We start from the raw sequence: 24,191 nt of genomic DNA on the forward strand, positions 1-24,191 counted from the left end.
TATTTACAAATCGTTAAAAATAGAGTAAAAGATATCATAATTTGGAGGTAGCTATGAAAGAGACCATTGATTTTTTAAACAAAAATAAGTTCGGTAATCTGGCAACTTGTGATGGAAACAAACCTGATACTCGCCCTTTTGAAGTGGCTCATATTTCTGATCAGGGACTTTTATTCTATGTGTCTTCGGATACAGATTTGAGCAAACAGTTGAAAGCAAATCCTAAAATTTGCTTTTGCGCCACCAATGATAAATATGACTATGTAAAGGTTACGGGTGAAATTACTTTTAGCAACAATCAAGAAGATAAAGAATGTGTTCTGAAAAATAGTCATTTTGCGAAAAAAGTGTTTGATACCGTTGGTATGGACAAAATGGAAGTGTTTAAATTGAGTCATGGGGAGTGCATGTTGCATCACCATATGAATGATAATATAACTAAAGAAAGCTTTTAATGAGTTAAGAAAAATGCTTTAATAAAATAATAGGAAATAAAAAAACATCTATCATCCTGTAATTTTCAAAGGAATAGATGTTTTTTTATTAGTACCTTTAATTTAATGTAAATGTAAAGCATTAGGAATTCGTTAAAAAATATGAATAGAATTGCCTTAATTTCAAATGATAAAAAAGAAAAACAATTAGGAGGTTTTAGAATGGGAATCGTTACGAAAGCAACAGATAAGTTTCAGCTTTGCATTGATGCCTGTGTGAAGTGTACCCAGGCTTGCTATGAATGCTTTGATGCATGTTTAAAAGAGACAGATGTGAACAAAAGAAAGAAATGCCTTTTTATTTTAATGGAATGTGCTAAGATGTGTGAAACATCAGTTGCTTTGATGTCAATGAATGGACATCAAGCTTATGAATATTGCGAATTGTGCGGAAAAATTTGTGCTATGTGCGCCCAAGAATGTGGCGTAATGGAAGATGAGCATTGCAAGAAGTGTGCAGCAATTTGCAAAGATTGTGCAGATGAATGTATTAAGGTTTCTTCAACATAATGCGGATTTAACAATCACCCTATGTAGAGAATGTATTTAAAGCATTGAGTGTTTATAAATTTGAGAAAGAAATAGACTGAATCCATGGTTGTCATAGATTCAGTCTATTTTTTTGACTGATATTTATAAGCTCATTTGACTGCTTTGAGTAAATCTTCGGCAGAAATGCCATATAGGTTTGCCAAAGCCAATAGATTTGAAGTGCTTGGGTCAGAAGTACCGTTTTCCCATTTTGATACAGCTTGACGACTGACGCCTACGCTTTCTGCAACAAATTCTTGGGTCATTTTACAACGAGTACGGTTTTCTTTCAATGCTTCCCCAAGGGATTTAGTTACCCGGTCTTTTTCTTTTCGTACCCCATCGGAACGGATATATTTCTGTAGGGCTTTTATGATAAGTACAATCAAATAAATAATAAGAGCCCCTATAGCCAGATAAATGAGAATACCACCAAGTAAAAATGATATGCTAATGTTCATTTTTGTACCTCCTTTCTATGAAACAGTCTAACAGAATCTTTGCGTTGCTTAAACCAACTATTGCGCAAGAATTGGTTTCTATCCAGTTGCGGGTGCAATAAAGTTAATGTTAGGGATGGATTTTATATGTTTTTTCATTTTATCACAGGGAAATACATCTGTCACAACAAACAAGCAAAGAAGAGAAAACAGCAGATGTTGTTTATTAAAAGGGGTTACAAGGCTTATTGTTTGGAAAAATGTAGTCATGGGTAAGGGAGTAACTCCTTTTAGTTGAATTTAAAGAGGGATGCTTGTATAATTTAAGGAATGTAGGAATATCTACAATAAGGATTATAATAGTTTCAATGATATACCAAGGGTATAGGAACACTAAGGAGGAAACTATGAAAAATGAATGCTATGATATTTTGATTATTGGCGGGGGGCCTGCAGGTGCCACATTGGCGAGGCTTTTGCCGAAAAGATATCGGGTGATTTTAATTGATAAAAAGCAGAAAGAGAATGGATTTGAAAAGCCCTGTGGTGGACTTCTTTCAGAGGATGCACAGCGTTCTTTGGCACAGTTAAACATCACTATGCCAAAGGAAATTTTGGCGGATCCTCAAATATTTTCCGTTAAAACCATAGATGTAGAAACTGGATTAATACGCCATTATCAAAGAACCTATATTAATTTGGATCGACACAAGTTTGATATGTGGCTGTTAAGCTTGATTCCTGACAATGTGAAAAAGACAAATGGAATTGTTCGCAGTTTTCATAAAGATGAAAAAGGGTACACAGTAGAGCTTTTTGATGGTCGTATTTTTCATACCAGATATATTGTTGGTGCTGATGGCGCCAATTCAATAGTCCGCAAGACATTGTATCCGAATAAGACGATGCCTAGCTATGTGGCAATACAGCAAAGCTTTCGTGAACAGCACAAAACACCTTTTTATTCTTGTATATTTGATAAAAAAACAAGTGATTGCTGTTCGTGGTCTATTTCGAAAGATGATGTACTTATATTTGGCGGTGCTTTTGCGCCTCAAAACTGTCGAAAAGCTTTTGAAAAGCAAAAACAACGTTTGGAAAAATACGGGTTTCGTTTTGGAAAACCTCTTAAAACGGAGGCTTGTATTGTCTTGCGCCCCAAATCATATTTTGACATTTGCACAGGAAAAGATAAAGCCTTTTTGATTGGGGAGGCGGCGGGTTTTATTAGTCCCAGCTCCCTTGAAGGAATTAGCTTTGCCATAAATAGTGCAATTCTATTGGCTCAGACGTTTACCCTTCAAAGTAAAAAGAAGGAGAAAGAATATCATAAAAAAACCATTCATCTGAGAATAAAAATTTTATTAAAAATCTTGAAATGTCCCTTCATGTATCATCCAGTGTTACGTAAACTAGTAATGCTGAGTGGATATACATCAATAGATGTGAAATGAACTTAAAGACCGAATGTCTATGCTTGACTGAGTGCTGATTTCAAAGATTTCAATTTCTGAAAAGGCGAGTCCTAGAATAGCTTGATGTAAAAATGTAGAAGTATTTATGCCCCCGGGGTGTGAATTTATTTAAGGAGATATGTGATATGGATTTAATAAGTGATGGATTAAAATTGTAGCTGTATCAATAGTCTTAGGAAAATTGTTGATGTTTTTGGGAGGAAAGGTGCATGTTTTCGGTTTGATACAAAGTCACATGAAAAGTCTTTTAAATTTTTTATATCACAAAAAAACGAAATAGTTTTATTAAGAAACCAGATTCAGATTTAGAAATAAAAATAGTAATGCAAAGCAATAAAAGTGGTGTCTGATAAAATCAGGCACCGCTTTTTTATTGTAAGAGCCAGAAAAATGAAAAAGCTGCTGCAACTGAAGAACCAATTAGGTTAAACAACATATCCATATCTGTATCCCTTAGACCTTTTTGCGTTTTTGGCTCATCTTTTTTTGAAATATCATGGCTCATCTCCAGGAGTTCAAAGAAAACCCCAAGGGTATTGCCAGCACAAAATATAAAGATCGCCTGAAATAATTTGGAGCTTCCCGTATTGATAAAATGATTCAAGGTACAATAAGTGAACATAGAGAATGAAAAAGAGCCAAATGCATGAAGATAGCGGTCAAAGGTTCTGGATTTGGTATAGCCACCTAAATAGTGACCCAAAAAACATGCCCCTAAAATTGTGAGCATTGTCAGAAACAATACATAGTCTGGAATTGCTATATGGAAAACCCAAATTGCCACAAAAAATATTGTATAAGCGATATAAGTTGATAATGCTTCCTTTGCATAGGGTATATCACCCCTTTTAAATAGCTTTATTACTGAAAAAACACAAAGAGCGGTTATAATGGAATAAGAAATTATAATCCATAAGGGCATACTGTTCACTTCCATTCAAGTATTTTTGTCTGCTATTTAATATTCATAATTTCTGTAAAAATATACTGAATTTGCATACTAAAATAACTCAATATGAAAAATCAAAAAATTTTAGCTAATACTTCAAATGTTTTGAATAGATTTATGGTTTTTTTACCTACACTGGGAAGATTGTTTCCCTAAAAGTAAAATAGAATGCTTTAGTTTTGTTTCTTAAGGGTAAGGGTGATAAAAAATTTGAGATTTATCAGTTAATCTAAATTGATAAGGAGGCTTTACGAATACCTAACAACATTTTGCTTTAGAATTAACACGGATACCTTACAATAAAGGTGTACGTAAAAGGCCTACGCAGGAAGGAGTTTTGATTTGGATAAGATAAAAGAGAAAAAAGGATTTATATGTGATATGGACGGTGTGATTTACCATGGTAATAACTTATTGCCTGGTACAAAAGAATTTGTTCAGTGGCTTTATAAAGAGAGTAAGGAATTTTTATTTTTGACCAATTCAAGCAATCGCACCCCTAAGGAATTGCAGCAAAAGCTACAGATGCTAGGTTTAGAAGTGGATGAAAAGCATTTCTACACTAGTGCCCTTGCCACTGCAAAGTTTTTAAGCAAGCAAATGCCAAATTGCAGTGCCTATGTGATTGGTGACCCCGGTCTTTATCATGCTCTTTTTGATGCAGGGATAACCATTAGCAATACTAATCCCGATTACGTGGTTGTGGGTGAAACCAAAAGTTATAATTATGAAAGTATTTGCCTTGCAGTAAAGTTTGTTTTAAACGGTGCAAGGCTGATTGGTACAAATTCTGATTTAACTGGACCATCAGAAATCGGAATTATACCAGCATGCCGTGCCTTGGTTGCCCCAATTGAAGCGGCAACCGGGAAGAATGCATATTTCGTAGGAAAACCTAATCCCCTGATGATGCGTACAGGAATACAAATGCTTGGGGTACATTCAAAAGATGCCGTTATGATAGGAGATAGAATGGATACAGACATAATTGCAGGGATTGAAAGTGGGTTGGATACTGTGCTTGTTTTAAGCGGTGTCACTTCAAGAGAAGCAATTGATCTATATCCCTATAGACCACGCCTTGTTTTAGACGGAATTGGTGATTTTGTTAAAGAATAAAGAAGTAATTCTGTTGCAGGGGATAATATATGAAAAAACCTATGTTTTGGATACGAGTGTATTAATACTATCCCCAGTTTCATTGCTTTGCTTTGAGGAAAACAATCTGGTTCTGCCAATTGTATGTTTAGAAAAGCTGGATAACTAAAATCCAAGGCTGAACTATGTGGTTCTAGTGCGAGATTTTGTATAAGCTTTTTAGAAAGCTGAGGCAAGAAGGCGTGGGAATAGTCTCTAAGAAGGTCTTTACCTGTAAAAAAATAGTCGGAGAACTAGAAATTAGTTGGCTGAAATATTAAATGCCATGACAGGGATGTCATGGCATTCCATTTATGATGATAGCATTTTCTCTACATGCTATTATTGAGCAAATCACTGTAGAATCAAACGAGTGCTGTTTGTGTTTCAATATAATTTCTTATATTAGATGCATTTACGTGTAATGTGAATTCTAATCCATTTTGCACAACCATTGCAGGCACGCTTCTAATTCCGTACTGCTCCACCAATTCGCTATTTTCTTCTGCCTGTATCAGATCATAAGCTATATTGGCTTGAGACAAAAAGGATTTTACCATGTTACAATTTGCACATGTGTTGGTGGTGAAAAGCATAATCCTATTTTCTGTTGCAGGATTTTGCTTTTTCTTTATGGGAAAGCTGTCAAGTTTAAGGTTGTCTTGTTTCAAAGTATGTTTTAAAACACACTTTTTGTCCAAGTCATATAGTTTTCTATCCTTAAACTCTTGCGTTTTTCCTTCATTCCAGTTCTGTACTGGACGATAATAACCTGTAATGCGGCTGTAAACCTCCGTTGTTCCTCCACACTTGTCGCAAACATACTTTTCTCCATTAATATATCCATGATTTTTACAAATGGAATAGGTTGGGGAAAGTGTATAATAGGGCAGAGTATAATTTTCTGCTATTTTTCTCACCAAAGTTGCAGCGGCTTTCCATCCGGGAAGTTTTTCACCTAAGAAAGCGTGGAAAACAGTGCCTGAGGTATAAAGTGTTTGCAAATCATCCTGAGAATCCAGTGCTTCAAAAATATCATCGGTAAAGCCCACTGGCAAATGGGATGAATTTGTATAGTAAGGTGTCTCACCAGCTTTAGCGGCAGTAATAATATCTGGATAGCGCTTTACATCATGCTTTGCCAAACGGAAGGTTGTACTTTCTGCAGGGGTAGCTTCCAAGTTGTATAAGTCGCCATACTTCTCCTGATAGTCGGAAAGACGTTCTCTCATGTAGTTCAGAACCTCTTTGGCGAAGGCATGAGCTTGGGGATGGGAAATATCTTTTTTTATCCAGTTGGCATTGAGGGTTGCTTCATTCATTCCGATTAGGCCAATGGTAGAGAAATGATTTCCAAATCCTCCCAAGTAACGCTTTGTATAGGGATACAATCCTTCCTCCAGAAGTTTGGTTACGACGTTACGCTTGATTTTAAGGCTCCTTGCAGCAATATCCATCTTTTTATCAAGGCGGGCATAAAAATCCTTTTCATCCTTGGCTAGATAGGCAATGCGGGGCAGGTTAATGGTTACAACACCAATAGACCCTGTGCTTTCTCCGCTGCCGAAGAAACCTCCTGATTTTTTACGAAGCTCCCGTAAATCCAAACGCAAGCGACAGCACATGCTTCTTACATCGCTGGGTTCCAATTCGCTGTTAATGTAATTTGAGAAATAAGGGGTGCCATATTTGGCAGCCATCTCGAATAACAGACGATTGTTTTCTGTGTCGCTCCAGTCAAAATCTCTGGTGATGGAATATGTTGGGATAGGATATTGAAATCCCCGTCCGTTTGCATCTCCTTCTATCATGATTTCGATGAAGGCCTTATTTACCATATCCATTTCTTTTTTACAGTCTTTATATTTGAAATCCATTTCCTTACCGCCCACAATTGCAGGCAGCTCCGCAAGATCATTGGGCACAACCCAATCTAGGGTAATGTTAGAGAAGGGAGCCTGTGTTCCCCACCGTGATGGGGTATTTACTCCATAAATAAAACTTTCAATGCATTTTTTTACTGCATCATAGGAGAGATTGTCTGCTTTTACAAAGGGTGCCAAATAGGTGTCAAAGGAAGAGAACGCTTGGGCACCTGCCCATTCGTTTTGCATGATACCCAAAAAATTTACCATTTGATTGCAAAGGGTTGCTAAATGGCTGGCAGGGGAGGAGGTAATCTTTCCGGGAATTCCCCCTAGGCCTTCCTGAATGAGCTGTTTTAAGCTCCAACCTGCACAATAGCCCGTAAGCATGGACAAATCATGAAGGTGAATATCTGCATCACGGTGTGCTTGGGCAATTTCTGTGTCATAAATTTCGCTTAACCAATAGTTTGCAGTAATGGCTCCAGAGTTGCTCAAAATCAAACCACCTACGGAATATGTAACAGTGGAATTTTCCTTTACTCGCCAATCCGTTACATTTAAGTAACTATCTACGGTTTCTTTGAAATCTAAAATGGTTGATTTCATATTTCGCATTTTTTCATGCTGTTTTCTATATAAAATAAAAGCCTTAGCTACATCAGCGTATCCACTTTTACTCAAAATATTTTCAACGCTATCTTGGATATCTTCTACAGAGATAAAACCGTCTTGAATTTTAGGTTCAAAATCGGCTGTGACTTTTAAAGATAAAAAATCAATGGTTTGTGGATGATATTGCTTATTCTGTGATTCAAAAGCTTTGGTGATTGCCTTACTGATTTTGACTAAATCAAACTCAGCAAACTGACCGTCTCTTTTAATTACTCTATACATCTCTCTTAACCTCGATTCCTTTTTATTTTCATCATTGTAGCACAGATGGCTTATACATACAATCATAAAATACAATATGTAGTATTAATTTTAGATAGAACCACAACCTGTGGAATAATTATATCCCCCGCAGTTCGGCTGCCGGTAGGAAAGGAAGTATGCTAAGAAGGATATTCTGTAATTCTTTTTCAGAATAACCACTGAGATCCTTTATCAGCACATCATCCGAACACACAAAATTTTGAATGTAATATTTTTCAGAGCCTTGAATCCACTGGGCCAATGCAAGCATATCTTCTGCTGTATGTAATTCACGCACCACGGTGGTTCTAAACTCATAAGGTATTTCATCTGCCATTAATGTGGACACACTTTCTTTGATTGGGGCAAGATCAAAATTCTTGATTCCTATGGTCTGGCTGTACTTGTTGGGGGCATTTTTTATATCCATGGCAACATAGTCCACTAGTTGGCTTGAGATAAGCCGTTGTAATCTTTCTGGAAAACTACCATTGGTATCCAACTTGATTGAAAAACCAAGGGATTTTATTTGGTAAAGGAAGGGTTCCAATTTTTTTTGCAGCAGGGGTTCTCCTCCGGTAATGCAAACCCCATCCAAAAGTCCTATCCTTTTTTTCAAAAAAGAGAATATTTCTTCTTCAGAAATGATATTGCCTGAAAAAGGAGGGAGAATGAGGGAAGCATTGTGACAAAATGGACACCTAAAATTACATCCTAAAGTAAAGATAGTGCAGCATGCTCTATCAGGATAATCCAGTAAAGATAGTTTTTGAAGTCCACCAATTTCCATTTAAAAGTCCCCCTGTAGTAAATAATTCCATCTAAAAAAAAATAAAAGTTGTTAAAAATTTCATTTGCACTTCACCTATTGTATCAAATGAAGAGAAAAAAACAATCGTTCAACAGGATTATTTTGGGTTGATTACCGCAAGATGCGACATAAGTCTTTATAGAAATATGAGAGCTTATGGACTCTGCCTTTTTATTTTATCGAATTGCGCAGGAGGAAATATCAGAAAGCATGCCTTGTAGAGTTAGGTTTTTTCACTTAATACAAACCGCTTGGTGAGTCCAGTAAAACCTAGTAAACAAAAAACGACAATCACAAAGCTGTGATTGTCGCTGTAAACAAATTATAAGTGGTAAGCTTCATATTTTTTTGCGAAGCAGAACCCTGTCGTTCCCGGACCGGTGTGAGAAGCCACGGTGGCACCAATTTGGAAGGGCGAGATGAATTCCATTTCAGGAAAAGCCTTTTTCAACGCTTCTTCAAATTCGGGAACTTCATCCCAAACATTGGTTGTTCCTATATGGGCAATGTAATCCTTTGGATTCTCACCAGTAGATTTAAAGTGATCTATGGAAATATCAACTAGCTTCGCCAGACCTTTTTTTCTACTTCTGACAGCTCCGCCAACACTAATCTCTCCACCTTTGAGAATAATCAAAGGCTTGATTTTTAGAATACTACCTGACAGAGCGGCAATTTTGCCGATTCTGCCCCCAACCTCAAGATGGCTTAAATCCCCCACCATAAAGTGAATACGGGCATCTACTTTGGCTTTTTCAACGTAGTCCAAAACTTCATCAATTGTCTTACCGGCTTTTTTCATTTTAGCCATTTCCATAAGTATCAGGGTTTGAGATCCTGTAATATGCCAACAATTCACAACATAAATCTTTGCATCAGGAAATTCTTCCTCCAGCATTAATTTTGCTGTGGTGGCTGATTGTATTGAGCTGCTGAGGGAATGTGTAACTGTTGTACAAATAATATCTTTGCCTTGTTGCAAAGCCGGACGAAAGGCATCAATAAAATCTTGAACAGAGGGCAAAGAAGTCTTGGGGTATCCGTTCTCATCGATGATAAATCTATAATATTCATCTAAGGATATTTCTTCAATCTCCTTAAAATATTTTTGGTGATCTAGGGATACATAGAAAGGAATCAAAGATATACCGAATTCTTCTTCCCGTTCTTTCCCGATATCACAAGCGCCGTCACTGAAAATTTGATAGTCTGCCATAACGTCCTCCTTCGATGCTGTACTTCAATAAACAATATGATAGCAAAAAAGCGAAAGAATTGCAATACAAATCGCAGAACGTAGTTTAAATAACTATGTTTTGTGGACTTTGCGCAATTGGAAAAAAGAAACGAAAACTTTTCGTAGTTAAGGTGAGTTTTTTCATTGAAAATTATTCCTCATAATAACATATTTACTAGACTTAGAATATGACTTGTTTTTTTCAAAAACAGACAAAAATACTTTTGGTCTAAGTATTGTGTTTGGTGTACAGGAAATAACTTATATTTTCCTTATATCTTGATTAAAGATTGCTGAGAAAATGAATTTATTAAAATAAGACAATAAATTTTAAATAAATTGTCAGGAAAACTTAAAGACTTCCGTCGAAAAATGATTTATGATAATAAAGTCCTATAATAGGCATAAAAATCTCCTTTTTCGGAAAAAATTAGAAAAAAGGAGTGAATTGATTATGTTTCAAGCAGGACAGAAAATTGTTTATCCATTGCATGGGGCTGGATATATTGAGGAAATTGAAGGAACAGAAAACGGAGAATACTATATTATCCGTATACCCACCGGCAACGTAATGATTCGTATTCCAAAAGATGGTGCAGAAAAATCCGGAATTCGCCTGCCGGAGGAAAGGGACATGGTTGAGGAAACGTTGGTTCGGGTAGGAAAAAGCAGGCCGACATTATCAGATAACTGGAATTTAAGACAGAAGGAGAACTTTTGTCGTTTAAAAACAGGGAAATTGGATCAGGCCGCAGAGGTTATTAAAGTCCTCTATGAACAGGAAAAGAAAAAGAAGCTTTCTTCGGCTGAATGCAGAATTTTAGGGATGGCTAGACAGATTGTACTCAGTGAAATTATATCTGTTTACGAAATTAATAGCGAAAAAGCTGAAGAATTGCTTGCAAAATGGTTGGAAAATTGATACTATTTCTTTATGGTAAAGTATGGGTATTTTACCCTTTTGCCAAAAATGGGGGAAGGAGGTGGAAGAATGAAAAGACTTGTTGAGATTATTATGAGTTTAATCGTTATGGCGGCGAGCTATGCGCTCTTGCATATTCTATTTATATCTAACTTTTTCCAATGGCATATATCCATGCCTTTTTATGTGCCAATGGGGTTAGCAGTATTCACCGGACTTATATTTTATCTTATCTTATCATCGCCCTTAACGGAAATGATGTTAAAAAGGCTTTCTCAAACAGAAGAAAGATTAACCAAAATGAATGTAAAGGAATTGGCATTGACAATCCTTGGTTGTGTTGTTGGTTTGATCATCGCAAACCTCATCGGCATTGCCTTTAACGGCTTTGGCGCAATCGGCACTTTCATTGTGGTTTTGTTAAACTTATTGTTTGGGTTTTTGGGAATTCGTGTGGCAAGAAGAAAGAAGGACGAATTTAATGTAAGAAGCTTACAAAAAATGATTATTCCTGCTTTGGCACCACAAGAGAAAATTTCCGTTTATGGACAACCTAAGATATTAGATACAAGTGTAATTATTGACGGTAGAATTCTGGATTTGCTGCAAACTGGGTTTATCGAAGGCAAAATTATTATTCCGAATTTCGTTCTGGAAGAATTACGGCATATTGCAGACTCAGCTGATGGTTTAAAGAGAAACCGCGGGCGTCGGGGTTTGGATATTTTAAATGAAATTCAAAAGCAACTGGCAGTGCCCGTTGAAATCAAAGAGTTTTCCACAAAGCAGTCGATGGAGGTTGATTCCATGCTGCTGAAGATGGCAGAAAGTATAGATGCCTTTGTTGTTACCAACGACTATAACTTGAATAAAGTTGCTGAGTTTCAGGGCGTTCGTGTTTTAAATATCAATGAACTGGCAAATGCCATAAAACCTGTAGTACTTCCGGGAGAAGAAATGCAAGTTACAATTATCAAAGCTGGCAAAGAAATGGGACAGGGCATTGCTTATTTGAATGATGGCACCATGATTGTTGTGGATGGTGGCAATAAGTTTATCGGTGAAACGAAAAATGTTGTAGTAACCAGTGTGTTACAAACAGCGGCAGGACGAATGATTTTTACAAAAATGGTTGCTGCTGCTTCATAAAATGAAGAGAATGAAAGCCCCAAAGCAAACGATCCCTGTCAAAAGGGTTGCATGGGGCTTTTATTGATAGAGGGAGAGAAGAAGTGTGGAGGGTGAACGAATTTCTGCTGCAATTATTGTTGCCGCGGGACAGGGCAAGCGCATGGGTGGAGAAACCCGAAAGCAGTTCTTGATGTTGGAAGGAAAAGAAATTTTAGCCCATACCGTAGAGCGTTTTGAACAGTTTTCTAAGATAAAGGAAATCGTTTTGGTGACAGGTGAAGATGACATAGCGTGTGTAAAGGCGATGGTAAGAAATTACGGGTGGAAGAAAATCCGTGCTGTAGTTTGTGGAGGAAAGGAACGTCAGGATTCTGTAAAATGTGGACTTCAGGCACTTTCTTTAACCACAGAAATCGTTTTAATACATGATGGTGTGCGCCCTTTTATTACTGAAGAGATGATAAACCGTTCCATAGATGCAGCACAAGATTTTGATGGATGTGTACTTGGAGTACCGGCAAAGGATACCATTAAGATTTGTGACAAAGATGGGATGGTTTTGGAAACGCCTGATCGCAGTACATTATGGCACATACAAACGCCCCAGACCTTCCGCAGAGATTTGATTGTAAAGGCTTATGAGAAGGCACAAAAAAATGGATTTTTAGGTACAGACGATGCTTCTGTGGCGGAGTTTTATGGTGCAAAGATAATGGTTATTCAGGGCAGCTATCAAAATATCAAGATTACCACAAAAGAAGACCTTTTAGTGGGAGCTTGCTTTTTGGAGGAGGAGAGGGAATGAAGTCAATTGTAATATATACAGATGGTGCATGCTCCGGAAATCCAGGGGCGGGGGGATATGGCGTTGTAATGCTTTATGGCACGGCCCGAAAGGAATTGTCAGGAGGTTATCGTAAAACAACCAATAATCGTATGGAAGTTTTAGCTGTGATTAAAGGACTGGAAGCATTAAAGGAGCCTTGTGCCGTTAAGCTGTATAGTGACTCAAAATATGTAGTGGATGCCATTGAAAAAGGCTGGGCAAAAAAATGGCGTAGTCAAGGCTGGATGCGCAATAACAAGGAAAAGGCCTCAAATGTAGATTTATGGGAGCGATTGTTAGCTTTGCTTGAAATTCATCAGGTTTCCTTTATTTGGGTAAAGGGACATGCTGATAATCCCGAAAATGAGCGATGTGACCAATTAGCAAGGGCTGCAATACAGAAAAATACGTTAGAAAATGACGAAAATTATGAAACAATGTAAATGAGAACAGTGACTTAGTAGGAAATTTGCGTTGACACTTTATGAAATATATGGTAGTATTGTCTTGTAAAAGTTTTTTATCTATCTATGTAGGAGGATTTATTCAATGAAAAAGGGTACAGTTAAATGGTTCAACGCAGAAAAAGGTTTCGGTTTTATTTCCGTTCCCGGTGAAGACGACGTGTTTGTACACTTCTCTGCTATTCAGTCCGAAGGTTACAAGACACTTGAAGAAGGTCAGGAAGTTGAATTTGAAGTTGTTCAGGGTGCAAAAGGCCCTCAGGCTGCTAACGTAAAACGTGCTTAATCGATTTGATTCTGTATTGAAGATGCTTAGGCATTGATAATATAAATTATTTTTTGGTTATGCAAGAAGCAACGCTTTATACCGTTGGACAAAGTTAGGAAGCTAGACTTCCATGGAAGGCATAGGTTAATACCTGTGCCTTTTTATTATGCAAAAATATGTTTACATAGTAACAACAGAGTGCCAAAAATGTGCAATGATTTAAATGATTTAGAAATAGACTTTATTTAATTTTTGATAAAGATTTTCTCTAAGAAAACGAAGAAAAATAGTCAGAAAATTTGTAATTTTGATAATATAATTGAAACAAATGAAAAAAGCATTCTCAGACAAACAATAAGCCGCAGATGAAAGATTCAAATAGAGAAAGAATTGCTAATGAAAAAACAAATGGCGATAACCAAAAGACAATTGGGTTATCGCCATTAAACTTCAGAATTATGAACCGATACAATTTGTTTTGTTCCTTTAAGAAACAGCAACCTTTCCCACACGGATTCCTTTATATTTGCGCTCTGCAACCTCACAAACAGCACAAACCTTATCTACAAAGGTAATAACGTAGGATTCAATATATCTGGGAGGAACCAGAGTGCATGGCCACATATGCTTAGAAATGGCGTCCTTTTCAACTTTATTCAGCTCTGTAATTTTTCTTGCATTATCCAGAGCAACTCTGGGATGCCAAGATGCATGGTGGGTGCGAAGCCCCTTCTTTGTTCTCCAATCGTAGAAGAACAAGTCATGAAGAAGTCCGGCTCTGGCTGCGGAACGGTAGTCCCAGCCCATGCGATAGCAAACCAAAAAGCTGTAATAGGATACATTAATGCTATGCTGTAATCTGCTTGTATTGCAATGCTGTACGAAGGAATCCATTTTTCTAACCATTTCATGATCAAGAAGATCCTGTACGCATTCATTATACTCTGCTAATAATTCATCCTCACTTAAGTTGCCAAAATCTTTTTTGGAACCAATTGCCTTGTGCACTGGCATCACGTCCTTTTTCAGATTTACATAAGTATACCACAATGGCAAAGAAAAAAGACGGGGGAAATCAGGAAAAAGAACTTTTTTTCCCAATCACGACTGGGTTTTTCTTCAGCATGATCAAATGACCCCGACTTCAAGTTCCTTTGCTTCGATTTTTCTATTATAGCATATGAATAAATAACGCACAAGGAACAAAACAAGCAAATTTCAAGTAAATCATTCCCTATTGTTTGTGACCATTGATCATCATGTCTCCAACAAATTCTTTCAAAAATCAACAATAAATTGTGTAAGAATGTGAGCTATTCTTCTTGATATTATAAGAAAATCAGTATAGTTTTAGCTTAAAATATCATGGCTTTTTTGTATTCAAAATCGTCAGTTATTTAACATGTTAATTAACATAAAACATGGGAAGGTTTTAAATAAAATCATAAAAAATATGGTTCTAACAGTGGTACAAAGTTTTTTAGAGGGGCCATGACTTAGAATGTATGCATTGAGATAAATATATTCAAGGATTAGTAACTTTTTTGAAGTGTACAAATATTAAGAAAAATTTATTTGAATCATCTTATAGAAAGTAGATGTAGATGTTTTCACAAATTCTTATATATTTATTCGTTTTAATGAATTGACAGTTAATAATAAGAACATATTTGAAGAAGCAATCCAACTATTTCTATGAAAGTAAATATTACACAATTCATTGTGAATACATTAAAGTCTATCTTCAAGAGATCTTGACAAATTGCACAAGAATTGTTGAAATGGTTTGGTACTTTTCGTTTGGCTTAATTGTACTTGTAAGAAGAACATATATATCATGGTGATTCATAGATTTCACTCATTTGTTAAAAAGTATGCCACTTACTCAAAAATAAAAAAAATAAATCTCCTCTCATTTTCAATGACTTTCGGTAAAAATGATGATTAAAAGTTGGAAAAAAGAAAATTTTTTGTGAGAGATATTTTGTTAGCACTCTTTACAAGTGAGTGCTAACAATGTATAATATACCCATATTCAAGTTATAATTTATTTAGTTTAAAATTCGTTTAATATAGGAAGGTGGAATGGTTATGAACTTGCAAAAATTTACCCAAAAGTCTTTGGAAGCCATTCAAAATGCCCAGTCCGTTGCTGTGGAGTACGGAAATCCACAAATTGACCAACAGCATTTGTTGGCAATGCTATTAACTCAGGAAGATGGTTTGATTCCTCAGTTATTACAAAAGATGGATGTAAATGTGAATGGCTTGCTTCAGGCAGTAGAAGCTGAAATAAAAAAACTTCCTCGTGTGTCAGGAGGACAGACCTATGTCAGCGGAGGATTAGAAAAAACTTTAGTCGCCGCAGAAAAGCTTGCTGAAAATATGACAGATGAATATGTTTCTGTAGAACATATTTTTTTGGCGATGCTGAATGCACCAAATGAGGTGCTAAAGCCAGTGTTCAAGCAATACAACGTGAGTAAAGATGCATTTATGAAGATTTTGGTTTCTGTGCGGGGAAATACCCGTGTGACTAGTGATTCTCCGGAAGCTACTTATGATGCCTTGAAAAAATATGGTACTGATTTGGTTGAAAGAGCCAGGAGTAAAAAACTTGATCCCGTTATTGGTCGGGATGATGAAATTAGAAACGTAATACGAATTTTATCACGTAAAACAAAAAACAACCCAGTTTTAATTGGTGAACCCGGTGTTGGTAAAACGGCAATTGCCGAGGGCTTAGCCCAGCGTATTGTCAAAGAGGATGTTCCCAATAGTCTAAAGGATAAAATTATTTTTTCATTAGATATGGGAGCGTTGATTGCAGGTGCAAAGTTCCGTGGCGAATTTGAAGAACGATTGAAAGCGGTTTTAAATGAAGTCCGTAAAAGCGAAGGTAAAATAATTCTCTTTATTGATGAACTGCATACCATTGTTGGAGCAGGCAAGACTGATGGCGCCATGGATGCAGGTAACTTGTTAAAACCAATGCTGGCAAGAGGTGAACTGCATTGTATTGGTGCAACCACCCTAAATGAATATAGACAGTATATCGAAAAAGATGCTGCTTTGGAAAGAAGATTCCAGCCTGTTTTAGTGAATGAGCCAACGGTGGAAGATACTATTTCTATTTTGCGTGGGCTGAAAGAACGTTATGAAGTTTATCATGGCGTTAAAATTCAGGATCAGGCAATTATTGCAGCAGCAACATTGTCAAACAGATATATTAGCGACCGTTTTCTACCTGATAAGGCAATTGATTTGGTGGATGAGGCTTGTGCTATGATTCGTACGGAAATGGATTCCATGCCAACGGAGCTGGATATTATTCAACGAAAAATTATACAGCATGAAATAGAAGAAGCAGCGCTTAAAAAAGAAAGTGATAAGCTTTCTATGGAAAGATTAGCTGAAACCCAAAAGGAACTGGCAGAAATGCGGGATAAGTTTGCCGCTTTGAAAGCAAAATGGGAGAATGAAAAGGACTCTATCGGTGTTGTGCAAAAGCTTAGAGAGGAAATAGAAGATGTAAATGCAGAGATTGAGGCGGCGGAGAGAAAATATGATTTGAACCGTGCTGCGGAGTTGAAATATGGAAGACTGCCCCAATTGCAAAAGGAGCTTGAGGAAAAAGAGCACCTTGCCGAGGAGAACAGCGGAAAGAATACACTCCTTCGGGATAAAGTAACAGAAGAAGAGATTGCACGGATTATAGAGCGTTGGACAGGGATTCCAGGGGCTAGGCTTATGGAAGGTGAAAGAGAAAAGCTTCTTCATTTGGAGGAGATTTTGCACGAAAGAGTGGTGGGTCAGGATGAGGCAGTAACCAAGGTATCGGAAGCGATTTTAAGAAGTCGTGCTGGTATTCAAAGTCCAAACAGACCCATTGGCTCATTCCTATTCCTGGGACCAACAGGTGTGGGAAAAACAGAGCTGGCTAAAACTTTGGCAGAATGCTTATTTGACGATGAAAAGAATCTGATTCGCATTGATATGTCAGAGTATATGGAAAAATTCAGTGTTTCCCGCTTAATTGGTGCCCCTCCTGGTTATATAGGCTATGAAGAAGGCGGCCAGCTTACCGAGGCGGTACGCAGAAAGCCCTATTCAGTGATTCTTTTTGATGAAATTGAAAAGGCACATCCCGATGTATTCAATATTTTACTTCAGGTTTTGGACGATGGTCGTATTACAGATTCCCAAGGCAGAACGGTGGATTTTAAAAATACAGTCATTATTCTTACTTCCAACTTAGGTTCTTCCTATTTATTAGAAGGAATGGAGGATACGGGAGAAATAAAAGAGGATGCTCGTCTAGCGGTGGAAGAATTGTTACGTCGTTCTTTCAGGCCGGAATTTTTAAACCGTTTAGATGAAATTGTATTCTATAAACCATTAACAAAAGATAACATCACTCATATTGTCGACTTGATTATTGCTGATTTGAATAAACGACTGGCTGATAAACAGCTTCAGTGTAAATTGACGATAAGAGCAAAAGAATTCATTGTGGATGAAGGGTATGACCCTGCATTTGGTGCAAGGCCCCTTAAGAGAATGGTTCAAAGGAATATAGAAACACTGCTTGCAAAAAAAATAATTGCAGATGAGGTTGCTCCGGAAACCACTTTGACGGTTGATGTGGAAAATGGTGAATACAAAATAGTTTAAGAAACTATCATTTTAAATTACTAATAAAAAAGTCTCTTTGCTGGGTAGGGTATAAAGAATCTACCTATTGCAAGGGGCTTTTTCTTTTTTAATTTTGATGTTTAAAAGCTTCTTTCAGTATTTAGTAAAAATACAAATTTTTGCAAGAGAGTTTTTGCCCAAGATTGTTTTTGTAATTTAGTTCTGTTATAATATTATAAATTAGTAAAAGAAAATGAAACTTTATGCATTGGCCAAAGAAACAATTCTTTTAGAGTGATATTTTATAGCAGGAACAAATGTAAACTCCTAATTTGGAGTTTAATAATAAAGTTGGGGAAGGAATATAAATGGATCATTTATCTAAATTCTTGAGAAGGTTAGGCCATTGGAGAGAGAGCTTGCTTGCCGAGAAGGTTGATTTATATAAAGAGGAAATATGTAATAGAAACTATAACAATTTTCTGGGATTAACAACCGTAGGTATTATTATTACTTGCGGAATTTTATTAGTGGGCTTACCTTTATCCGAATATTTTACATTTAATAAACAGGTGTTTGTATTATTAGGTTTTTGTATTATTTTATATTTAATAGCCAAGTTTTATCTTCATAAAAAAAAGAAGTATATCACGCTAATTTTCTATTTTGCACTATCCCCGGTCATGTTTATGGGAATACTAATGGGTACTTTTCTAGATAGTCAAGTTCCCTCAATTACAATTATGGTATTTTTATGTGTATTGACTTTGTTTATGATTGATAAACCATGGAGAATTTTTTTTTATATTTCATGTTCTGCAATGCTTTATGCTGTTTTATGTTATTATGCCAAACCCAAAGAACTGTTTATTTCTGATATGATGCATTTGCTTGCGTTCTACTGTTTGGCACTAGGGATTAATTTATTGACCTTAAATGAGCGCATAGAAAATGTGGAAAGCTTTGTAAAATATAAAAGTAAGTCAGAAATAGACTTAATGACAGGCGTGTATAACAGAGAAGTTGGGTTGCACAAAATAAAGCACTTAATTTATAACCGAATTAAGGGCTCATTTATAATTCTGGATATTGATGATTTTAAAAAAATTAACGACCACTTTGGACATATGTATGGTGATTCGGTAATCAAGGAAATCAGCCAATTAATCAAAGGGTATTTTTCAGAGGAAGATATTGTTTTACGTATGGGTGGGGACGAGTTCATTGTTTACTCTATTAACCTTATTGAGATGGACGAGTGCAGAAAAGAGTTGGAAGATTTACTGGACTCATTGCGCTCTTCTGCCATAGGGCACGATAAAGGCATCTGCGTAAGTTTTAGTATTGGTTGTGCCATCAATGACAAAGAAGAGGTGGATTTTAATCGTCTCTATCGTGAAAGTGATCAGTGCCTTTATGTGGCAAAAAATTCCGGCAAGGGCTGTTGCGTAATAAAAAAGTAAGTACTTAAAAATGGCTCAGAAGGAAATTTCATGAATAAAAAGAAATCCATGATACAAAAGCGATACTAAAGTCTAAAGTATCGCTTTTGTACTATAATCAGAGAAGATTAACGTCCTGTTTTTTGTGCAGCTTTAGCAAAGTGACGTAAAGATTTCATTGTTGTGATCTCAGAGCTGCTGTGGGAAATGGTCTGTTGAATTTCATCAGGTAACCCCTTGTAAAAGTTCTGTGCTCTTGCATTGTTTAAAAGTAAGTCGGCTAAGTCTCTATATTCTTTTCCAAACATTTTAATAACCTCCTCTCAAAAGATGCTCGGCATAGCGCCGAAGGTCTAAGTCATAGTGGATGTTGTTTTCGTACTGACGAACGTTTAATTGACGATCTTCCGGCAGAGAATCAAAAAAATCCTTTGCTTTTGGATTGCGGTTTAACAAGTCGTCAAGATTTGTGTATTCTTGAGCCATTTTTATCACCTCAACGTTATCTTGTGCAAAAAAAAGAGTTTCATTCTTATTTAAAAAGTATGTAAATACTTTTATGGCTGGTAATTTGTGTGATATAATAATTCAATTGTTGATAAAATTATTAATTTATGAAATTTGTTGGTTATAGTAATAATCATTTTTTTGTTTATACTGCAGGTAAAAAAAGAATTGGTTGGTGGAAGAGATGCTGAATGAATTTAAAACAATTTTGACAGAAGCAGAAGCTGAAATAATAGAAAAAAAATCACGTTTTATTGCTACGGTACGCCCTGTAAAATCCGAAGAAGAAGCCAGACTTTTTATAGAAGAGATGAAAAAGAAATATTGGAATGCTACCCATAATGTTTTTGCATTTCAACTAGGGGAACGTAATGAGATTCAGCGATTCAGTGATGATGGTGAGCCACAGGGAACAGCAGGCATGCCCGTTTTAAACGTGCTTAAGGGTGAGGATATTAAAAATGCCGCAATTGTAGTTACCAGATATTTTGGAGGGACACTTTTGGGCACAGGTGGATTGGTTCGTGCTTATGGCAAAGCTGCAAAAGAAGGATTGCTGGCAGCAGGCATAGCTGAACTAATTTTGTACGCAAAATATGAAATCACAGCGGAGTATACGGATTCAGGAAAAGTGCAATACGAAATTCTGCAAGAGGGTCATATTCTTTTTGATACACAATATTCTGATAAGGTTGTTTTTATAGTATTTGCCAAAGTTGAAGAAACAGAGGCTTTTGAGAAAAAAATGATAGATATTTTTAAAGGTAATTGCCCTTTCCAAAAGCTGGGGGAGCAATATGGGGTGTGGCAAGATGGGGAACTATCCATACTGGAATGAAACTTGCAATAAGAATTAGGGCGGTTGAAATCTTAGAAAAATAGAGCCTCTAGGAAATATAGAGACTTTAAGTGTCTTTAAGTTTTATTTTTAATAGATATTCTATTCAATTCATGAAATCAGAGTTTAATTGCCGCAAACATTAAAGATACTTGCTTTACAAATAGGTAGATATTTCACTACTTATCTTTAAAAGAGGAACAAATAGATTTGTAATTTAGTTAGCTTTAACTTACTTAAACATAGGGTTTAAGATTATGATAAAACAAGAAAGGATAGGAGGAATAGGATGAGAGCAGGACATTTGATTTACAAAGTAGAGAATTTGGACAAAAGTGTGAAAGAATGGCGGGACAAGGGGTTTGCCGTTGAATATGGGAGAGCGAAAAATCCTTATAATGCAATTATTTATTTTAGTAATGGGCCTTATATTGAATTGTTGGCGGCAACTGGGATGCCCAAATTCTTTAAAGTGCTGCTAAACTATATGGGATACAAGGGCGTTGTGAAACGTTTTGACTCGTGGGATTATGGTGCAGAGCGATGGTGCGGTTTTTGCATTGAAAAAGAGCACGGAGATTTAAAGGAGGAAATAAATAGCTTAGGGAAATATAAAGAGAGAGGATTTTATATGAAAAATGCAAAAAGAAAGGACACCTATGGAAATGAGCTGAAATTTAAGTGCTTTTTTCCTGCGGAATTGAGTTTGCCATTTTTAATGAGCTATTTCAATATTGATCCTAAGCCTAGAAATTTTGTACATCCCAATGGATATGAAAGAGTTGCGAAAATAACGTTTGCCACAACGGCAGAATCATCAAAAATTATTCGGGAACTTCTGGACGATCCTATTGTTGAAATCATGGTTACAGGAGAGGCGGGTGTTGTAAAAGAAGTGGTGTTTGCATAACTTTCCCGACGTGGGTCTCTCGAGTATCTGCAAAAGTGAACGTTTTCATTGACGGCGAAGGAATTCCGTGGGAGATAAATATTGTCTGAGAGAATAAAAATCAGAAAAGAGCAATATTGTCCAAGAATGCCCAGTGGGTTTGTGATATAGTGTAATCAAACAGGTGGCGAGGGGTGAGGATGTACCTAATGACAAAGGAAATCAGGATAGTAAAATATGATACAGAGCTGAGGGTAGAAGCCTATCATTTTCAAGGCATTATGCAAAAATTCCCCAACCATTTTCATGAATATTACGTATTAGGATTTATTGAAGAAGGAAATCGTTTTTTATCTTGTAAAAACAGAAAATATACTGTTGTTCCGGGGGATTTGGTTTTATTTAATCCGGGGGATAACCATACCTGTGAACAAGTAGATGGTAAAACGTTAGACTATCGCTGTATCAATATACAGCCAGAGGTTATGGCTAAGGCAGTTTTGGAGATAACAGGAAAAGAGAAACTACCTTATTTTACGACCACTGTGGTTTTTCGCAGTGAGTTTTCATCACAAATTAAAGAGCTTCATTCTATCATTATGGAGGAAGAACGAGATTTTAGAAAAGAGGAGTTGTTTTTGCTGCTTTTAGAGCAGTTGATGGCAGAACATACTGCCGAGGTTCCTTCTGCTAAATTAGAACAAAGTTCCCAGGTTATGACTGTTTGTAGTTTTTTAGAAAGAAACTATAGGGAAAGTATTACATTGGATCAATTGAGTGATATTGCAGGGTTGAGTAAATATTATTTATTACGTTCCTTTACAAAACAAATGGGAATCTCTCCGTATAGATATTTGGAAACAATACGAGTTGACAAGGCAAAGAAACTTTTAGAGCAGGGCGTATTGCCCATTGATGCCGCCTTACAAACTGGCTTTAGCGATCAGAGCCATTTTTCAAATTTCTTCAAAAAGTTTATTGGGTTGACGCCAAAACAATATCAGGGCATTTATAAAACCCAACTTTGATTTGTTTTGCGTAAGAAAGGACTATTATGGATAGAAAAAATGAAATAGCAGGGCACATATTGGCAATCATCACAATTATCATATGGGGAACCACCTTCATTTCTACAAAGATTTTATTAAAAACCATGACTCCCATAGAAATATTATTTATCAGATTTGTGATAGGTTGGATTGCATTATTCCTTGTAAACCCGCGAAGATTAAAAATTGAAAACCCAAAGCAGGAATTTTATTTTGCCGGGGCAGGCCTTTGCGGAATTACCCTATATTTTTTGCTGGAGAATATCGCTTTGACTTACACGTTTGCCTCTAATGTAGGTGTGATTATTTCCGTGGCGCCGTTTTTCACTGCATTATGTGCCCATTTCTTTTTGAAAGAAGAGAAATTGAAACCTCAGTTTTTTGTTGGTTTTTTAATTGCTTTGGTGGGTATTTTCCTAATGAGCTATCAAGGAGCCAGTGTTTTGAAATTGAACCCTATGGGGGATTTGTTAGCAGTTTTAGCTGCATTTGTATGGGCTGTTTATTCCATTTTGACAAAAAAGATCAGTGGCTTTCAATATAATACGGTGCAGGCAACCCGGAGAATTTTCTACTATGGGCTATTATTTATGATACCTCCTTTGTTTATTTTCCAATTTCACCCCAGTGTTTCTATACTTATAAAACCAATAAATCTTTTCAATATGGTATTTTTAGGGCTGGGTGCTTCTGCGGCATGTTTTGCTACATGGAATTGGGCTGTAAAAATACTGGGAGCGGTAAAGACCAGTGTATACATTTATTTGGTTCCCGTGGTAACAATAATCACCTCCATTTTGATTTTACATGAAAAAATAACAGGGATGGGTGTTGTTGGCGTAGGACTTACATTAGCGGGGCTATTTATCTCAGAGAATAAATTTTCGGGGGGAAGAAAGAATGAGGTGAAGAATGAATGCTGCTGACATGAAATGCGTAATGATTATAGATTCTGATTTACCAATGGGGATTGTAGCAAATACTTCTGCAATATTGGGTGTGACTTTAGGCGAACAGGTACCCCATTTGGTGGGGGGGAATGCTACTGATGCCTTGAATGAAACACATTTGGGGATTGTGACAGTTCCTATTACAATGTTGAAAGGAAGCAAGGTTGGATTAAGAGATTTAAGACAACGGTTATATGCACCTGAATTTAATGACCTAGTGGTTGTTGACTTTACAGATGCAGCGCAGACCTCGCAGGTTTACAATGATTATGTGGTTAAGCTGGCCTCCCTTACTACCCAAGAGCATACTTATTTAGGAATCGGTATTTATGGTGAAAAGAAAAAGATAAATAAATTGACGGGTGCAATGCCGCTTTTGAGAGGATAATTTTATAGCCTTCTTTACATTCTTT

The 24,191-nt window shown here is 36.5% G+C and carries 25 protein-coding genes; 17 read left to right on the plus strand and 8 right to left on the minus strand.

Annotated elements, in window-relative coordinates; all coding sequences use genetic code 11:
- The first annotated feature begins 53 nt into the window (after positions 1-53).
- Both NE558_RS12005 and NE558_RS12010 read left to right on the plus strand, forming a co-directional pair.
- Complete coding sequence (locus tag NE558_RS12005; protein WP_256150345.1) at positions 54-455, plus strand: pyridoxamine 5'-phosphate oxidase family protein; 402 nt, start codon at positions 54-56, stop codon at positions 453-455.
- Between the two features lie 201 nt (positions 456-656).
- Complete coding sequence (locus tag NE558_RS12010) at positions 657-1,004, plus strand: four-helix bundle copper-binding protein (RefSeq protein WP_256150346.1); 348 nt, start codon at positions 657-659, stop codon at positions 1,002-1,004.
- 131 nt (positions 1,005-1,135) lie between these two features.
- Here the strand turns inward: NE558_RS12010 and NE558_RS12015 are convergent, their stop codons facing one another.
- Positions 1,136-1,486 (minus strand): helix-turn-helix transcriptional regulator, encoded by a 351-nt coding sequence (locus tag NE558_RS12015; RefSeq protein ID WP_256150347.1) that lies wholly within the window; start codon positions 1,484-1,486, stop codon positions 1,136-1,138.
- 386 nt (positions 1,487-1,872) lie between these two features.
- Between NE558_RS12015 and NE558_RS12020 the strand changes: the two genes are divergently transcribed.
- Complete coding sequence (locus NE558_RS12020) at positions 1,873-2,919, plus strand: FAD-binding protein (protein WP_256150348.1); 1,047 nt, start codon at positions 1,873-1,875, stop codon at positions 2,917-2,919.
- A gap of 391 nt (positions 2,920-3,310) precedes the next feature.
- On the opposite strand, the gene NE558_RS12025 is transcribed toward NE558_RS12020, so the two are convergent.
- Positions 3,311-3,643: a hypothetical protein gene (locus tag NE558_RS12025; RefSeq protein WP_256150349.1), complete on the minus strand. Its 333-nt coding sequence runs from the start codon at positions 3,641-3,643 to the stop codon at positions 3,311-3,313.
- A gap of 588 nt (positions 3,644-4,231) precedes the next feature.
- On the opposite strand from NE558_RS12025, the gene NE558_RS12030 reads away from it, so the two are divergent.
- Positions 4,232-5,008, plus strand: a complete 777-nt coding sequence (locus NE558_RS12030; RefSeq protein WP_256150350.1) for an HAD-IIA family hydrolase — start codon at positions 4,232-4,234, stop codon at positions 5,006-5,008.
- Entirely contained in the window at positions 4,989-5,156 is a 168-nt protein-coding gene (locus NE558_RS14690; protein WP_256150351.1) for a PIN domain-containing protein, read from the plus strand. The genes NE558_RS12030 and NE558_RS14690 overlap by 20 nt, the downstream gene beginning before the upstream one ends.
- Before the next feature lie 235 nt (positions 5,157-5,391).
- On the opposite strand, the gene NE558_RS12040 is transcribed toward NE558_RS14690, so the two are convergent.
- The 3 genes from NE558_RS12040 to NE558_RS12050 all read right to left on the minus strand — a co-directional run bounded on the left by NE558_RS12040 (position 5,392) and on the right by NE558_RS12050 (position 9,836).
- Positions 5,392-7,788 (minus strand): ribonucleoside triphosphate reductase, encoded by a 2,397-nt coding sequence (locus tag NE558_RS12040; RefSeq protein ID WP_256150352.1) that lies wholly within the window; start codon positions 7,786-7,788, stop codon positions 5,392-5,394.
- 118 nt (positions 7,789-7,906) lie between these two features.
- Positions 7,907-8,599, minus strand: coding sequence for an anaerobic ribonucleoside-triphosphate reductase activating protein (locus tag NE558_RS12045; RefSeq protein ID WP_256150353.1), 693 nt, complete (start codon positions 8,597-8,599; stop codon positions 7,907-7,909).
- A 343-nt stretch (positions 8,600-8,942) separates the two neighbouring features.
- Positions 8,943-9,836, minus strand: a complete 894-nt coding sequence (locus NE558_RS12050) for a DegV family protein (protein ID WP_256150354.1) — start codon at positions 9,834-9,836, stop codon at positions 8,943-8,945.
- Between the two features lie 475 nt (positions 9,837-10,311).
- Here NE558_RS12050 and NE558_RS12055 point away from each other — a divergent pair, with 475 nt between their 5' ends.
- The 5 genes from NE558_RS12055 to NE558_RS12075 all read left to right on the plus strand — a co-directional run bounded on the left by NE558_RS12055 (position 10,312) and on the right by NE558_RS12075 (position 13,486).
- Complete coding sequence (locus NE558_RS12055) at positions 10,312-10,779, plus strand: CarD family transcriptional regulator (RefSeq protein WP_256150355.1); 468 nt, start codon at positions 10,312-10,314, stop codon at positions 10,777-10,779.
- 69 nt (positions 10,780-10,848) lie between these two features.
- A complete protein-coding gene (locus NE558_RS12060; RefSeq protein ID WP_256150356.1) occupies positions 10,849-11,928 on the plus strand; it encodes a PIN/TRAM domain-containing protein in 1,080 nt (359 codons plus the stop codon).
- An 85-nt stretch (positions 11,929-12,013) separates the two neighbouring features.
- Positions 12,014-12,715: a 2-C-methyl-D-erythritol 4-phosphate cytidylyltransferase gene (gene ispD / locus NE558_RS12065; RefSeq protein ID WP_256150357.1), complete on the plus strand. Its 702-nt coding sequence runs from the start codon at positions 12,014-12,016 to the stop codon at positions 12,713-12,715.
- Complete coding sequence (rnhA, locus tag NE558_RS12070; protein WP_256150358.1) at positions 12,712-13,179, plus strand: ribonuclease HI; 468 nt, start codon at positions 12,712-12,714, stop codon at positions 13,177-13,179. Before ispD ends, rnhA begins: the two co-directional genes overlap by 4 nt.
- A 106-nt stretch (positions 13,180-13,285) precedes the next feature.
- Positions 13,286-13,486: a cold-shock protein gene (locus tag NE558_RS12075; RefSeq protein WP_066049121.1), complete on the plus strand. Its 201-nt coding sequence runs from the start codon at positions 13,286-13,288 to the stop codon at positions 13,484-13,486.
- A gap of 468 nt (positions 13,487-13,954) precedes the next feature.
- Here the strand turns inward: NE558_RS12075 and NE558_RS12080 are convergent, their stop codons facing one another.
- Positions 13,955-14,476, minus strand: coding sequence for a hydrolase (locus tag NE558_RS12080; RefSeq protein WP_200777668.1), 522 nt, complete (start codon positions 14,474-14,476; stop codon positions 13,955-13,957).
- A gap of 1,083 nt (positions 14,477-15,559) precedes the next feature.
- Between NE558_RS12080 and clpB the strand changes: the two genes are divergently transcribed.
- Both clpB and NE558_RS12090 read left to right on the plus strand, forming a co-directional pair.
- Positions 15,560-18,142 carry an ATP-dependent chaperone ClpB gene (clpB, locus tag NE558_RS12085; RefSeq protein WP_256150360.1) on the plus strand — a complete coding sequence of 861 codons (2,583 nt, stop codon included), beginning with the start codon at positions 15,560-15,562 and terminating at the stop codon, positions 18,140-18,142.
- A gap of 329 nt (positions 18,143-18,471) precedes the next feature.
- The gene (locus tag NE558_RS12090) at positions 18,472-19,566 is read left to right on the plus strand and encodes a GGDEF domain-containing protein (RefSeq protein ID WP_256150361.1); all 1,095 of its coding nucleotides are present in this window, start codon (positions 18,472-18,474) and stop codon (positions 19,564-19,566) included.
- A 107-nt stretch (positions 19,567-19,673) separates the two neighbouring features.
- Here the strand turns inward: NE558_RS12090 and NE558_RS12095 are convergent, their stop codons facing one another.
- Both NE558_RS12095 and NE558_RS12100 read right to left on the minus strand, forming a co-directional pair.
- On the minus strand, positions 19,674-19,853 hold the full coding sequence (locus NE558_RS12095) for a hypothetical protein (RefSeq protein ID WP_256150362.1): 180 nt from the start codon (positions 19,851-19,853) through the stop codon (positions 19,674-19,676).
- A 1-nt stretch (position 19,854) separates the two neighbouring features.
- Complete coding sequence (locus tag NE558_RS12100; RefSeq protein ID WP_256150363.1) at positions 19,855-20,031, minus strand: hypothetical protein; 177 nt, start codon at positions 20,029-20,031, stop codon at positions 19,855-19,857.
- A 205-nt stretch (positions 20,032-20,236) separates the two neighbouring features.
- Between NE558_RS12100 and NE558_RS12105 the strand changes: the two genes are divergently transcribed.
- From NE558_RS12105 to NE558_RS12125, 5 genes are all read left to right on the plus strand, one after another.
- Positions 20,237-20,890, plus strand: a complete 654-nt coding sequence (locus NE558_RS12105) for a YigZ family protein (protein ID WP_256150364.1) — start codon at positions 20,237-20,239, stop codon at positions 20,888-20,890.
- A 289-nt stretch (positions 20,891-21,179) separates the two neighbouring features.
- The gene (locus tag NE558_RS12110) at positions 21,180-21,800 is read left to right on the plus strand and encodes a VOC family protein (RefSeq protein WP_256150365.1); all 621 of its coding nucleotides are present in this window, start codon (positions 21,180-21,182) and stop codon (positions 21,798-21,800) included.
- A 188-nt stretch (positions 21,801-21,988) separates the two neighbouring features.
- On the plus strand, positions 21,989-22,807 hold the full coding sequence (locus NE558_RS12115) for an AraC family ligand binding domain-containing protein (protein ID WP_256150366.1): 819 nt from the start codon (positions 21,989-21,991) through the stop codon (positions 22,805-22,807).
- Positions 22,808-22,833: 26 nt separating this feature from the next.
- Positions 22,834-23,754, plus strand: a complete 921-nt coding sequence (locus NE558_RS12120) for a DMT family transporter (RefSeq protein ID WP_256150367.1) — start codon at positions 22,834-22,836, stop codon at positions 23,752-23,754.
- Positions 23,741-24,166, plus strand: a complete 426-nt coding sequence (locus tag NE558_RS12125; protein ID WP_256150369.1) for a DUF2000 domain-containing protein — start codon at positions 23,741-23,743, stop codon at positions 24,164-24,166. The genes NE558_RS12120 and NE558_RS12125 overlap by 14 nt, the downstream gene beginning before the upstream one ends.
- Positions 24,167-24,191: the final 25 nt, after the last annotated feature.

This window comes from Anaerotignum propionicum (genome assembly GCF_024461735.1).
Classification (GTDB): domain Bacteria; phylum Bacillota; class Clostridia; order Lachnospirales; family Anaerotignaceae; genus Chakrabartyella.